This is a genomic window from Moraxella bovoculi (genome assembly GCF_000988745.2).
In the GTDB taxonomy this organism is placed as follows: Bacteria; Pseudomonadota; Gammaproteobacteria; order Pseudomonadales; family Moraxellaceae; genus Moraxella; species Moraxella bovoculi.
Genome location: NZ_CP011381.2, coordinates 1,989,522 through 2,003,900, shown reverse-complemented (window position 1 = coordinate 2,003,900; position 14,379 = coordinate 1,989,522). Strand labels below are relative to the sequence as shown.

The window sequence follows — 14,379 nt, the reverse complement described above, 5'->3', positions numbered from 1 at the left end:
AAGTTTTTTAAAACTTAGGTAAAATACAACGAACTTTACTTGGATGATTGATATGACCACCAAACCCTCCAAATCTAAGCTGCCTTTCTTGCTCATTGGGGTGCTTATCGCGCTGGCGATTGTGCTTTTTATGACTTCTCGCCCTGTTGCACCCCAAGAAAAAGTCGTCCAAGATGATGGCGAGACACGCGTCTATGAGCCGGTGGTCTATGATGTGGAAAATTGGGCAAGCACACCCAAGCAAGGCATGGGCATAGAGCAGTTAAAGGCAAAAATCGGCACGACCGCCACCCAAGAGAGCGGTTTGGATTATTATGGCAATCACGCCACCAAATATCGATTCAGCGCACGCCATGAACCACCGCTCTATGTCGTGGAGTCAGATGAGGTGCTTGAGGTTGCTTGGTATTATGCCGCACCTAAGGATAACGACGACCAAAAACGTGCAAGCTTAGATTATGCCAAGCGCATTCATTCGCTAATGGGCGCTTATGATGGCAAAAAAGGCGAAAATCTGGTCAGAACCATCCTGCAAAACTCCAATAAGCCACATGCAACCACCGACAAAGGTGAAAAGGTTGCAGGCGTGGTCACGGCTGACTGCATGAATTATCAATGTCGTATCATCCTTCAAAAATAACTCGGCACACACCATGACGACAACTTATTATCTTCTTAGAGAGTCTGATCGGCAGGAGTTTACCAAGTGCGATGGCATCATGGATGAGCGCGGCTTGGCTTATGGGGATGGATTCTTTAGCACCATTGGCGCTCATGATGGGCGTGTGCTATTCGCTGAGGGTCATCGAGAGCGACTGGTCAGATCAGCAGAGCGGCTAGAATTATCATTCGACGTAGATGGTGTGATGGCGGATTTATATCGCCTAGCGAAAGACATCCAAGAAGGCATACTAAAAATCATCGTCACTCGCGCACCCCAAGAAGTGCGTGGCTATGGCTATCTCAATCAGTGTGCGCAAGTTTTTATCAAGTCAACAGCATCACGCATTTATGATGGTGTGGAATTCGTATCGGGTGTACCTTGTCAGAAAGTAGGTAGGGCTGTTTGCCTTGATGAGAAGGTGTCATTGCGCACGTCCAGATTTATTGGACTTAAGCTCATTAGTAGCCATGAACAAGTTTTTATTCATAGAGCTTTATTGGATCATCAAGAATCTAATTCTGGCATCGTAGAAGGGCTGATCAAGAGCGCATCAGGCGACTGGGTCGGTGGCACGACGGGCAATGTCTGCTACTGCATCGATGGCGTGTGGTATACGCCGCCCATCACGGATGCGGGTGTGGATGGCGTGATGCGCCGAACCTTGATGTTAAAGTTTAGCATTAAAGTTCGTGGGCTGACAGACGATGATCTAAAGCGCATCAGCGGTATGTTCTTTTGTAATGCGGTGCGTGGCATCATGCCGATCGATGCACTAATTATTGATGGCGACATTCTACAACTAAGTCAGCACATCCATATCTTGCCATCAAACAGTCATTAGGCCGACTTATCATGTAAATTGCCTTAACCAAAATGCCTGATGCGCCATTTCAAAAACATGATACAATACAGTAATTTTTATTTTTGTTGACACAGCCACAAGCCATGCCAAATCCAAAAAAAACCACCCAAAAAACCACCGCCAGACCCAACCAAAGGCGTAATAACACCCCAAAGAAAAGCGCCGTTTCAAAGCTAATTTGGCTTGGAATATTGGCGGCTATCTTGTTATGGTGCGTCATCGTGTACAGCACCATCTTTGCCAAGACGGATCGACAGGCGCAGACGCTGGAAGTCAAGAAAGGTGATACCTATCACAGCCTGTTGGTCAAAGATAAATGGCAAACATCCCCATTGGTATCAAGTGCGGCAACTAAGCTATACCTAAAAGTCCACGCACGCACGCCACTTCAAGAAGGCGTCTATCAGATACCTGCCAATGCTAGCCTAAAACAGGTCATTGATATCTTATCGCAAGGCGCCGAAGTCCGCATGATTAAGGTGCAGATCATCGAGGGTAAGACAGTCAAGGACTTATACAACACCCTAAAAAATACCGATGGTGTAACCCTTGAAATCCTGACTCCACGCGCTGATGGTTATTCATGGGCGGATGTTGCCCGCGACAATGAAGCTGTATCAAAGGCGCTTGGCATTACCACCGTGAATGGGAATTTAGAAGGGCAGTTTGCACCGAATACTTATATTTTCGATCATGGAACGACCGATCGCCAAATTCTAAAAAGACTCTATGATGATCAGCAGACCACTTTGGCGAATGCATGGGAGAGCCGCGTGCCAGACTTGCCTTATAAGAACAGCTACGAGGCGCTCATCATGGCAAGTATCATTGAAAAAGAAACCGGACTGGCAGAAGAGCGTCACAAGGTCGCAGCGGTGTTCATCAACCGCATACGTAAGAACATGCGCCTACAGACGGATCCGACCATCATTTATGGGCTGTTTGATCGTTATGATGGCAAGATTTATCGCTCTAACATCAATGAGAAGACTGACTACAACACCTATCAGATTGACGGTCTGCCGCCTACGCCGATCGCATTGCCATCAAAGGCCGCCATCGAGGCCGCCATGCATCCTGAAGATACAGACGTTATTTTCTTTGTGGCGACAGGCAACGGCGGGCATAAGTTTAGCCGCACTTTGGATGAGCATAACAAGGCAGTGGCAGAGTATCGCGCGGTCATGAATTCCAAGAATCAATAAGGCAGCACCTCATGAATACATCAGCCAAAGCTCAATCTCAGACGCCTAAGTTCATCAGCTTTGAAGGCACAGAAGGTGTGGGCAAGACGACCGCCATTGATGGGTTTTGTCGATACTTGACGTCTCAGGGCATCGAGCATGTGCGTACGCGCGAGCCAGGTGGTGCTGATGTAGCGGAAGTTGTTCGTGAGATTTTATTAAATAAAAACAACACATTACACGATGATACTGAGCTGTTACTCATGTTCGCTGCACGCGCTGATCATCTGCATAAGACCATCTTGCCTGCTTTAGCGGCGGGCAAATGGGTGGTGTGCGACAGATTCATCGACAGTACGGTCGCCTATCAAGGGTTTGGACGGTTTGATGGTGATGCGGCGGCACTTCATAAGATTGAACTGTTGATTGCCAATTTTGTCCCTAGGCTACCTGATGTGACGCTGTGGCTGGATTTGGATGTGGCGACAGGCATGGCTCGTGCCGCCAAGCGCAGTCAGGCTGACCGATTTGAATCGCTGGACACGAGTTTTTTTGATCGAGTGTATCAAGGGCTTTTACATCAATTCAATCACGCACCCACGCGCATTCGCCGTATCGATGCCATTGGGGAGACTGATGAGGTGTTGGCACGCATCATTGGTGCGGTAGGCGTGTGAGAAACGTCTAAGCTTGTTAAGACTTTGGTAAGTTTTTACTAAGAAGTCTTACTTGACGGCTCGGATGATTTTTAAGATACTAACCCACTACTTATTTTAAAATTCCTAATCATGTTAAACCACACTTCGTTAAGCAAGTATCTATTTAGACCCGCTATTTTGGCGGCCGCCTTGTCTGCATCAGTCATTTTTCCCAGTCCTGCCACATCGGCGCATGCGATGGTTCAGGTGGATTTTGCTGATTTGGTGGAGCGTGTGTCCAGTGGGGTTGTGCGCATCTCAACCACCAAGCCCATCAGTGAGGAGATGCTAAGCCGTAACGCCCAAACTTCACAGCTGCTGCGTGAATATTTGGGTGAGCATGCGGGCAATGCGCCAACCATTGAGCATGGATTTGGCACGGGGTTTTTTATCACTAAGGATGGTTATGTCTTAACCAACCATCACGTCGTCAAAGATTCAGACCGCATCACAGTAACTCTAAACGATCGCACCGAAATGGATGCCATACTCGTCGGTTCTGACGAAGCGTCTGACATCGCTGTTCTAAAGGTAGAGGGGATAAACTTCCCGGCGCTGACCATGTCTAGAAATGAGCTGCGTGTGGGCGAGCCTGTGCTTGCCATCGGTTCGCCTTTTGGCTTTGATTATTCGGCATCGGCAGGCATCGTATCTGCCAAATCACGAAGCATGACCCCCGAGGCGACTGTACCGTTCATTCAATCAGACGTGGCTTTGAATCAAGGTAATTCAGGTGGACCGCTATTTAATAAGCGAGGCGAGGTCGTCGGCGTGAACTCGCACATCTTTAGCGACACGGGCGGATACATGGGGCTGTCGTTCTCAATCCCGATTGATACCGCCTTGCACATCTATGAGCAGATCAAGACGACAGGCAGAGTGCGCCGAGCTGCGATGGGGCTTGTGGTACAGGATGTCGATAGAAATCTGGCTGAGGTATATGGGCTGTCACGCCCACAAGGCGCGCTATTGACCCGCGTGGCAGTTGATTCACCTGCTGATCGAGCCGGACTTCGACCTGGCGATCTGGTGCTAAATTTCAACGGCCATGCCATCACGCGCGCTGCCGAGATGTTAAATCTGCTTAACCGTGCCAAGCCCAACGACAGTTTTAATCTAACCTACCAACGAGGCAATCAAAAATACGTCGCTCAAGGCACCTTCGCTGAAGCACCTAGTGATGTGTCAGCAGGTGGTCAGCATCAGAGCAATAATGGACTTCGCCTAGGCTTGCGCCTTAAAGAGCTGTCTTCTGCCGAGGCGCAAGCGCTTGCCAGCTTTGGGGTAAATGGTGGCGTGATGATCACTTCGGTTAGTCCTATGGGGCTTGCGGCACGTACAGGCATTCAAGTGGGCGATGTAATCCTTGGGCTTAATAGCTACCCAACCAGAAGCGCCGATGAGATGGCGGTCGCTGTAAAAAGCCTGCCCCGCGAGGGCGTCGTTCCTGTGCAGCTGATCCGCCAAGGTACGCCCGCCATCATCGGAATGCGCATTGAATGACCAAAATAAATTTCATAAAATCCATCAAAACCCAAATTAATTATGATAAACTAAGCTAATTTAATACATATCAGCGGCTTTATTATGACAGATTATCAAGACATTAAATCTAAGCTAAAAGGCTCAATCACCGCGTTGGTCACGCCCATGAAGGACGATGGCGCAGTGGATTATGACGCATTGGGTAAGTTGATTGATTGGCAGATTGCCGAAGGTACGCACGCACTTGTGGCGGTAGGAACGTCTGGCGAATCGGCGACTTTGTCAATGGATGAGCACATTGATGTGATTCGTTTTTTTGTGAAGTATGTGGCAGGACGTGTGCCTGTGATCGCAGGGACGGGGGCGAACAACACCTTGGAGGCGATTGAGCTTACCCAAGCTGCCAAAGAAGCAGGCGCGGACTGTGCGCTTTTGGTTGCGCCTTATTATAATAAGCCAACTCAAGAGGGTATCTATCAGCACTACAAGGCGATCAGTGAAGCGGTTGACATGCCGCAGATGCTATATAATGTGCCAGGGCGTACCATTGTCGATATTAGCCAAGAGACGGTTGAACGCTTGATGAATCTGCCGAACATCGTCGCCATCAAGGACGCGACAGGTGATCTAGAGCGTGGCGCAGCATTGATAAAAGCAGTTGGCAATCACATGGTTGTGCTGTCAGGCGATGACCCAACGGCACTTGAATTCATCAAGCTTGGTGCTCGTGGTAATATTTCTGTGACCTCTAACATCGCGCCTAAGGCGATGAGCCAAGTATTTGAGCTGGCTTTGGCGGGCGATTTTGATAAGGCAAGAAAAATCCATGACACGGTTAAGCATCTTCACAATGATCTATTTTGTGAATCAAGCCCGCAACCTGCCAAATATGCTCTATATAAAATGGGTAAAATCGGCAAAGGCATTCGTCTGCCATTGGTATGGCTATCAGAGCAGAATCAGCCTGTGGTTGATGCAGCATTAACAAAAGCTCAATTGGCTTAATCGTTCGGTCAATTTGCAAGGATAATATATGAATTACATGACAAAAATTGGTGTAGCCTTGGTTGCGCTTAGTATTGCCTTAACGGGCTGTAGCACCACCAAAAACTGGCTTGGCAAGCGTAATAATGGCAGCCTAGACTACCAACAAAGCCAAAAAATCGATCCCATTAAGCTGCCTGCCAATCAAGCGACCGCTGAATTTACTCCGTTGTATCAAACGCCAAATCTTGGCGCAAGTCCAATTAACTTGACCAATGATTCTGGCAAGCAGTACGAGCTGCCAAAGCCGCCAACTGCAGCCCATTAATTTTTTTATTGCAACTTTTTGAGAAATATCATGGAAAAACAAGCCCTACTTTATACTGGTAAAGCCAAGTCTGTTTATGAGACTGAGCATGAAGATTATTTGGTATTGCATTTTCGCAATGACGCATCAGCTTTCAATGGCGAGAAGATGGCGCAGCTCGATCGTAAAGGTAAAGTAAATAACCGCTTCAATGCGTTCATCATGCAAAAGTTGAGCGAAGCGGGCATTGAGACGCATTTTGAGCGTCAGCTGTCTGACGATGAAGTGCTGGTAAAACGCCTAAAAATGATTCCTGTTGAATGTGTGGTGCGTAACTATGCTGCAGGTGGTCTGATGAAGCGCCTTGGCTTGGCTGAGGGTCTGCCGCTACTTCCGCCAACTTATGAGTTGTTCTATAAAGACGACAAGCTTGGCGATCCGATGCTGTCTGAATCAACCGCCATCGCCCTAGGCTATGCCACGGCTGACGAGCTTGAGCAGATGAAAGTGCTAACCTATAAAGTAAACGAAGTTCTATCTAAGATCTTTGATGATGCAGGTTTGATGTTAGTTGACTTTAAGTTAGAATTTGGTCTGTTCCACGGCCGCATCGTTCTTGGTGATGAATTCTCTCCAGATGGCTGCCGTCTGTGGGACAAAGAAACCAAGAAAAAACTGGACAAAGACCGTTTCCGCCAAGGCTTGGGCGATGTGGTTGAAGGTTATGAAGAAGTTGCACTGCGTATCGGCGTGCCTTTAGAAGGCTAAGACTCAAAAACCCAAGCGATGTCTTGGGTTTTTATTGAGGTGGTTCGGTGTATCTTATGACCACTGAACCATCAATTTGATACACGCTTGTGGGGTCGAATTGCAATTCGCCCCTACGGATGAACGAATAACCCATGTATCGTTTTGTAAGTTCTTTTAGCATATTACCCATAGGGGCGAAACATTTTTCACCCCTACCTGATCGTAGTAAAATTTAGGTTCGATTGGTATAAAACTTAGCAAATTCAATAAGTTGTGCCTTAAAAGACCTAAGTTTTGTCAGTGAAGCGAAAATCTGCGGACTGGGACGAATTGCAATTTACCCAATCATTGAATAAAAATCCACTCAAAGATCTTGCGAGTGGATTTTTTATCATTTTTTTCTTGACTTATTTTATAAAAATGTTATTGTATTACTACCTTGTAAGAACAAGGTTGTGCGTGCATACAGCCAACAGCGATTTTAAATGATTGGTTGGCTGTATGATAATTTTAGTTGTTCAGCTATTTAAGGAGTAAATTATGGACACTTTAAATCTTTCTCAAATTCTTTCTGGTCTACAAAATCAAGATTTTTGTGATGCACAAAAAAAATTGTGCCATTATGAAAAATGATGAAAACGGTGCATTGTCCGCTCCGATGAGAATGATTGCGTACGATAACAAACGCACAAAAACACAGTCGTAATTCAAAAAAGCATACACTATCATGGTGTATGCTTTTTATCTATTTTTCAAGAAAATATTTCAAGGAGCGATATTGTGTTTTATTTGATTGGTGTTCAAGAGATGGCAAAGACATTAGCCTTGTTATCCAGTAGGGATAACTCCAATCTACCAAAAGATTTTAAGGAATTGGAAATAAATTTCCATAAGTTTTTGAGTCAATATCAACCCAAAGTTACAAGAAGTGATAAGTTGGGCGTAAATATTGTTGATGATAAAGATTGGGAATCGTCATTAACTAATCTGTTTGCTACCGACTCTTTCTTAAACGACAAAAATCAATCATGTGTGATTGGCGAGGGCTTAAATGACAATGATAGGGAAGTAAGGGTTCAAAAACTACAAAGTGCATTGAATGAGCTGTCAAAAGTTAATTCTGAGCTTTATTTGATGTTGCAGTTAATTATTGATTCTATTTTCTTAAGGTATGCAAATGATTCTGGCGGTGGTTCAACTTCAAATGCGATTGGCGTAGTCTGGATAAATAACCGTGATTCTTGGGCAATTACCGATCTAATGGAATTGCTTGTTCATGAATTAACGCATAACGCATTATTTATAGATGAACTTAGATTTTTACACTTCCATGACTACCATAAGTTATTACAACCAGAAAATTTTGCTCAATCGGCTATTTTGCACACAAAAAGACCATTAGATAAAGTACTTCACAGCATTGTGGTTGCCGCAGAAGTTTTGCAATTTCGAAAAAATTGTCTAGGAGAGCCAAAAACCCCTATGGTACACCCAGATTCTAGCACTATGATAAAACAAGCGTTAGATGCCTATCGGTCCATTACAGGTATGTCAAATTATAAGGAATTGGTAACGGAGAGAGGTCGCTGGATTTTGGATCAATCGCAAGCAATAATAAAAGAACTGACTTAGGAATAAGTCGTTATAATCGATCATTGGCTATGTATTAACTGCTTATATTTTGATGAGCCACATACGATGAACGGAAGCATTGGTAAGTGGCTTTACTATTCTTTATCATGAAAATTATCACTCCATCATTATATGCCTCATTTGCTTTTTTAATCATACAACAAGCAATCGTTGGTTTGTCTACATACTTCATTGCAAACCTTGCGATAGACATCGCTCAAAATAAGAATTTTTTGATAAACTTAAGCGGTTTTGTCATATCATTGGTTGTCGTGTATATTCCTGCTTATTTTGCAACCATTTACTTGGAAAATTCAAAATTTGAACTGCTTAATAATTATGTAGAAAAATTTAATCATGTTTTTTCTGGTAAAACTTTTTTGCTAAACAATAAAGAGCTAAAAGAACAAAGCATGGTTTTTATCGCTCAAGAAAGTAAATCAGTCATAGATGATATGTTGGATTTTGCTTTTGATGGTGTGGCGTTAATCTTAAATTTAGTGATTAATATCTTAATTTTAGGTTTTTTTCTTGACTATACTCTACTAATAGCCTACATCATTGGGTTTTTGTTGGTAGAATTTTTTATTTTTTCTTATCAACGCAAAATATCTAAAGCGTCAAAAATATCGCAAAAGTCCCGAGTATCTTTCATTGCCATTTTAAATAAAACTTGGGACAATATCGTCATTTTCAACAAGTACAATATGGGCATTTTAAATCATATTTATGGTAACAATTTCGCCCGCTCAAAAAAATATCATATTCTCAGCCAATCATTGAATCAATTGATTTCAAGCTTTGGCATGGTTTTGTTTATGCTGCCTGTACTGGGCTTGATTGTACACCTCTTTATTCAGCATCAAAATGATTATGTATTTTTAGCATTATTGGTGGCAACATTGCCAAGACAAATTCAGTTATTGCAAATGGGGCAAGCACTTGTCTTTCATCAAACCAATTTTTCTAGCATCAAAGCTAGATTTATCGGATTGCAACATTCCTTGCGCATACCAAGTATTGATATATTAAGCAGGATTAACTTTCAAGAGATTTTTATCAACAACATCCGACTAAGCGACTTTGATTTGGATGACTTGCCGAAAACAGGTAGGCTGACGATTAAAGGGCGTAATGGAGTGGGTAAAAGTAGCTTTTTATTATATTTAAAAACATTGTTATCAAACAGGGCTTTTTATCTACCTGTCAGCCATGATTTATGTTTTCATCAGAATAATAAAAAATCAACAGGGCAAAAATTATCATCGCAGTTAATGGAAATTAGAAACTACGCAAGCGATGTTGATGTGATTATTCTAGATGAATGGGATGCAAATTTAGATCAAGCAAACAAACATCATCTTGATGGGCTGATAAATGAATTGGCAACGGAGAGGTTGATCATAGAGGTGAGGCACTAAAAATTTCCAAAGTCCTTACAACTCTCAATAGATAAATATAACTCAATCTTTGTCATGCTTGGATTTGTGAAAGATGACCCATTCATTTTGACTAGCCATCAGCTTACAGGCTTAGGTTGGCAATAGTGCAGCCTAAGCATTGATGATATAAACTTATTGAAGTTGTTGGCTTTCGCTTTACGAAGCGGCAACCTACGACTTGGCAATCGGACTTAGCTCTCCACCTCAACCCTTTGCATATCCACCACATTCCAATAACCCTTCGGCAGCCTTGTACCACGACTGGCGCGCTTACCCATGTAGGTGGCGATGTCGGCAGGTTTAAGAGTGAGTGTGCGTTTGCCCGCACTGATGGCTAAGCTGTCAGACGCTGTAAGGCTGACTAGACTAATCAGTGTTTCGCCGTCTTTATCTTTTAGGCTGATGATTTTATTGCCTTTGCCTTTGTTCAGGCTTGGCAGATCAGACAATTCAAACACCAATAAATACCCTGCATCTGTCAAGGCAGCGACTAAAGTATCGTCACTGCCAACCGTATCAACAGGCAAAAACGCAGAATCGTTGAGATTGATGATGGCTTTACCCGCTTTTTGATTGGTCTCAAAGTTGGCATATTGACCCACGAAGCCATAACCAGAAGAGCTTGCCAGCAGTACTTTACCATCCTTATCGCCGAATAAGACCTGCTCTATTTTTGCGCCTGCGGGCGGGTTTAACATGCTGGTAATCGGTTCGCCTTGTCCGCGAGCAGATGGTAGGTTGATGGGGTCTAAGGCATAGCTTCGACCTCTGTTGTCCAGTAGGATCAGCTTGTCGTTGGATTTGCCTTGAGCATGTGCCAAATATTCATCGCCCGATCGGTAATTGAGTGCGGCAGCATCCACGTCATGACCTTTTGCCATGCGGATCCAGCCCGCCTTTGATAGCACGACAGTTACCGCTTCACTAGGTACCAAATCCGATGCTTTGATGGCGGCGGCTTCATCACGCACGACCACAGGTGACATGCGTTCATCGCCATGAGCTTTCATGTCGGCGGTCAGCTCATCGATCAGCAGGGCGGTTAGGCTGTCAGGATTGGTAAGGCGTTCAGCGATGGTGGCGCGTTCAGCTTCTAGCGCATCTCGTTCGGCATTTAATTCGATTTCTTCAAGTTTTGCCAATTGGCGTAACTTAATGTCAAGAATGGCATCGGCTTGAATGTCCGTCAGCCCAAATCGGCTCATCAGCTCAAGTTTGGGATCGTCTTCATTTCTGATGATGGCGATGACTTCATCGATATTTAGGTAGGCAACGAGCAAACCTGCCAAGATGTGCAAGCGTTTATCGATCTTGTCCAGACGATGCTGCAAACGGCGAATGACCACGCCGCGGCGACTGTCTAGCCACTCTGACAAGATTTCTTTTAGGTTTTTGACCTGTGGTTTGCCATTCATGCCAATCATGTTCATGTTCACGCGATATGACGTCTCAAGGTCGGTCATGGCGAACAGATGATTCATGATTTTATCAAGATCTAATTTGCCTTTTTTGAATTCTAGTACGATGCGACAGGCGTTCTCATGGTCGGATTCATCGTTGATGTCGTTAAGCCAAGGCAGTTTTTTGTCAAGCATGAGCTTGGCGATCTGCTCGATGACTTTATTGCCAGATACTTGATAGGGCAGTGCATCGATGATGACGGTGTTTTTGTCATTTTTATCCAGATGATAGGTGGCGCGCATCTTGTAGCTGCCGCGGCCAGTCTCGTACATATTGATGAGTTCATCTTGAGGGGTGATGATCTCAGCCTTGGTGGGTAGGTCTGGCGCAGGCAAGGTCTTGCATAGCTCGCGTACGGATATGGCTGGGTTTTTGAGTAGCTTGATGCACGCTTTGACCGTCTCGATGAGGTTGTGCGGTGGGATGTCGGTCGCCATACCAACCGCGATGCCTGTGGTGCCATTTAGCAGGATGTTCGGCAGACGTGCGGGCAGGGTGGCAGGTTCTTTTAATGAGCCATCGAAGTTATCCACCCAGTCCACAGTGCCTTGTTCAAGCTCGGCAAGCAATGTATTGGCATAATTGCTCATCTTGGCTTCGGTGTATCGCATCGCGGCGAAGGATTTTGGGTCATCAGGCGAGCCCCAGTTGCCCTGACCAAAGATAAGTGGATAGCGATAGCTAAAAGGCTGCGCCATCAGTACCATCGCCTCATAACAGGCAGAATCGCCATGCGGGTGATATTTACCCAGTACATCACCTACGGTACGGGCGGATTTTTTGGGTTTGGCGGAGTGCTTAAGACCAAGCTCGCTCATGGCGTAGACGATGCGGCGCTGAACCGGCTTTAGACCGTCTGCGATGTGTGGCAGGGCTCGATCCATGATGACGTACATGGCATAATTAAGATATGCCGATTCGGTAAATTCAGCGATCGAGCGGGTGTCAAAAGAAGACTGTGGGTTATCTGTCATAATAAAATAGCGGTCATCAAAATTTAAATAACCGCCATTTTACCAAAATTTATCGCAATTTGCTGTAGTCGAACATGAAACTTTTAGATTTGATTAACAGATGCCATCAAGCCCACGCCATTTATCCTGACGGTGCGCGCTTTCCCAGAACAGCCATTCTAACTTGGCGGCATAAGTATAAGCTTCGCGCATTCTATCTAGCGTATCTTGATCGGCACGCTTGGCAACTTTATCCACGACGTCGATGACTTTTTGGACGGCGGTGTGAAACTCTTCGCCAGCATAGGTGTCGATCCATGCTTGGTAAGGGTTGTTCGGGACGGACTTATCATAGATGTCTTGACCGACTTTGGCATAAATCCAAAAGCACGGCAGCAGACTTGCCAATACCACAGGGTAGCTGTCAACATAGGCGCTGGCCAGCAGATAAGAGGTGTAATGATGGCATGCTAGGGTTAGCGGTGTCTCCATGAAGTCAGCTTGGCTGATGCCAAACTCTTGCATAAATCCATCATGCAGCGAGCGCTCTACGACAATGGCAACTTTGGCGGCTTCGGTAAATAAAATCACGTCGTCAGCATCATATGCCTTAGCAGCGCAGATCGCCAAGGCACGCCCATAGGCCAGCAGATAATGCGCATCTTGGATGACATAATGGGTAAAGGCGTCTTTGGACAGCGTGCCTGCTGCTAGCTCTTGATTAAATGGTAGGTTTAAGGTGGCTTCGTAGAGTTTTTGATTTTCTTGCCACAGAATCTGACTAAACTTGCTCATCATCAATCCTTAATTCACTGTTAATCGGGTAACAAGCCAAGACAACTTGGCTTGGGGGTTAATTTTGGGCTTCAAAAGCGGCCTCTAGGCGCTTGGCAAGCTGCACATCACGGTGACGTACCGCGCCGCGTTCTATCTTACCGATGCGAACATTGACGGTCGTATAATGGCTCTGCCATTCTGGATAATGCTCAAGCTCTTGGGCATAGAATGATGCCTTAACCAAAAATGCCACCACAGACCCAAAGTCATTAAATTCGTAAGTGCGCACTAGGCTGCTGCCATCCTGCTGCCAAGCCGGTAGGCCGTCTAATTGCAGGGCGGTTTGTTCAGGAGTAAGACTGCTCATGGTTGTCCTTTTGATATCAAAATATTGGCTAGTTTAGCATATCTATTATTAAATACTAGCGATTTTTATGTGATAATTTTTGTCATGGCATTGTGCTTGTTGTACTGTCTTTTATGATAACCATCTTGGGTAGGTTGTGCGTTTAATTATTAGTGGATGCCAAAGCATGGGTCTAGCCTAGCTGATGCTTGAGATGGCAAAATAACATCGCCGTCATCAACGCATCATTCATCGAGTCGTGCGCCGGCAATATGGGGATGTCATAAGCGCCTAACAGCTCGCTTAGATGGCGCTTGTCTATGGGGATGTCGCTGTTTTTATTGGTTTTTTGGCGTAGCTTGACATCAAGTGTGGATACATCGATAAGCGTGTTAGGTAGCTTAGTGCCGATTTTTGGTTTGATGAGTGTATTTAAGAATGCAATATCCATGCTTAAATAGAACCCAACCACAGGGCGTGAACCGATGAATGGCAGCAGCTGATCTAGCATGTCGCTATAGCTTGTGCCATTCTCAAGGTCCATGGGGCGTAGTCCGTGAATGACGATGCTGTCCTTATCAGGCATGATGGGTGGGCGGCATACGATAGACAGGGGGTTTGCGGTGTCGATGATGTAGCCCGTGGCGTCTTTTGTGATCTTGACCGCGCCTATGCTTAGAATGTGGTCGGTCTTGGGATCTAGCCCTGTTAATTCTAGATCAAGGCACGCCCATTCATCAGGAGGTGCCGGCTCGAATAGGTAGCTGTACTTGGCGTCGGTGAGCTTGGCTTGCTGGTTCTTATTAAAAAGATCTTTTATAAAATCAAACATCA

14 protein-coding genes are annotated in these 14,379 nt (G+C 45.1%); 10 read left to right on the top strand and 4 right to left on the bottom strand.

Features of this window, described 5'->3' with window-relative positions; genetic code table 11:
• Window positions 1-52 precede the first annotated feature (52 nt).
• The 10 genes from AAX10_RS09260 (at window position 53) to AAX10_RS09215 (ending at window position 9,987) form a co-directional block, all read left to right on the top strand.
• Entirely contained in the window at window positions 53-640 is a 588-nt protein-coding gene (locus tag AAX10_RS09260; RefSeq protein ID WP_149038888.1) for a hypothetical protein, read from the top strand.
• A 13-nt stretch (window positions 641-653) separates the two neighbouring features.
• Entirely contained in the window at window positions 654-1,505 is an 852-nt protein-coding gene (locus tag AAX10_RS09255; RefSeq protein ID WP_080947158.1) for an aminotransferase class IV, read from the top strand.
• A 104-nt stretch (window positions 1,506-1,609) separates the two neighbouring features.
• Window positions 1,610-2,731: an endolytic transglycosylase MltG gene (gene mltG, locus AAX10_RS09250; RefSeq protein WP_080947157.1), complete on the top strand. Its 1,122-nt coding sequence runs from the start codon at window positions 1,610-1,612 to the stop codon at window positions 2,729-2,731.
• Between the two features lie 11 nt (window positions 2,732-2,742).
• Window positions 2,743-3,387: a dTMP kinase gene (gene tmk / locus AAX10_RS09245; protein WP_046700438.1), complete on the top strand. Its 645-nt coding sequence runs from the start codon at window positions 2,743-2,745 to the stop codon at window positions 3,385-3,387.
• A 219-nt stretch (window positions 3,388-3,606) separates the two neighbouring features.
• The gene (locus AAX10_RS09240) at window positions 3,607-4,911 is read left to right on the top strand and encodes a trypsin-like peptidase domain-containing protein (RefSeq protein WP_476737670.1); all 1,305 of its coding nucleotides are present in this window, start codon (window positions 3,607-3,609) and stop codon (window positions 4,909-4,911) included.
• 84 nt (window positions 4,912-4,995) lie between these two features.
• Entirely contained in the window at window positions 4,996-5,898 is a 903-nt protein-coding gene (dapA, locus tag AAX10_RS09235; protein WP_036367044.1) for a 4-hydroxy-tetrahydrodipicolinate synthase, read from the top strand.
• Between the two features lie 28 nt (window positions 5,899-5,926).
• Window positions 5,927-6,205: a hypothetical protein gene (locus AAX10_RS09230; protein ID WP_036367049.1), complete on the top strand. Its 279-nt coding sequence runs from the start codon at window positions 5,927-5,929 to the stop codon at window positions 6,203-6,205.
• A gap of 30 nt (window positions 6,206-6,235) precedes the next feature.
• Window positions 6,236-6,952 (top strand): phosphoribosylaminoimidazolesuccinocarboxamide synthase, encoded by a 717-nt coding sequence (gene purC / locus AAX10_RS09225; protein ID WP_036367051.1) that lies wholly within the window; start codon window positions 6,236-6,238, stop codon window positions 6,950-6,952.
• A 762-nt stretch (window positions 6,953-7,714) separates the two neighbouring features.
• Entirely contained in the window at window positions 7,715-8,566 is an 852-nt protein-coding gene (locus tag AAX10_RS09220; protein ID WP_052585428.1) for an aKG-HExxH-type peptide beta-hydroxylase, read from the top strand.
• A 107-nt stretch (window positions 8,567-8,673) separates the two neighbouring features.
• The gene (locus AAX10_RS09215; RefSeq protein ID WP_036367326.1) at window positions 8,674-9,987 is read left to right on the top strand and encodes an ABC transporter family protein; all 1,314 of its coding nucleotides are present in this window, start codon (window positions 8,674-8,676) and stop codon (window positions 9,985-9,987) included.
• 212 nt (window positions 9,988-10,199) lie between these two features.
• Here AAX10_RS09215 and parC read toward each other — a convergent pair whose 3' ends face one another.
• The 4 genes from parC to AAX10_RS09195 all read right to left on the bottom strand — a co-directional run bounded on the left by parC (window position 10,200) and on the right by AAX10_RS09195 (window position 14,377).
• Entirely contained in the window at window positions 10,200-12,443 is a 2,244-nt protein-coding gene (gene parC / locus AAX10_RS09210; RefSeq protein ID WP_046700437.1) for a DNA topoisomerase IV subunit A, read from the bottom strand.
• Window positions 12,444-12,536: 93 nt separating this feature from the next.
• Window positions 12,537-13,217 (bottom strand): thiaminase II, encoded by a 681-nt coding sequence (gene tenA, locus AAX10_RS09205; protein WP_036367058.1) that lies wholly within the window; start codon window positions 13,215-13,217, stop codon window positions 12,537-12,539.
• Window positions 13,218-13,275: 58 nt separating this feature from the next.
• A complete protein-coding gene (locus AAX10_RS09200; RefSeq protein ID WP_036367060.1) occupies window positions 13,276-13,566 on the bottom strand; it encodes a 4a-hydroxytetrahydrobiopterin dehydratase in 291 nt (96 codons plus the stop codon).
• A 172-nt stretch (window positions 13,567-13,738) separates the two neighbouring features.
• Entirely contained in the window at window positions 13,739-14,377 is a 639-nt protein-coding gene (locus AAX10_RS09195) for a 3'-5' exonuclease (RefSeq protein WP_080947155.1), read from the bottom strand.
• Window positions 14,378-14,379: the final 2 nt, after the last annotated feature.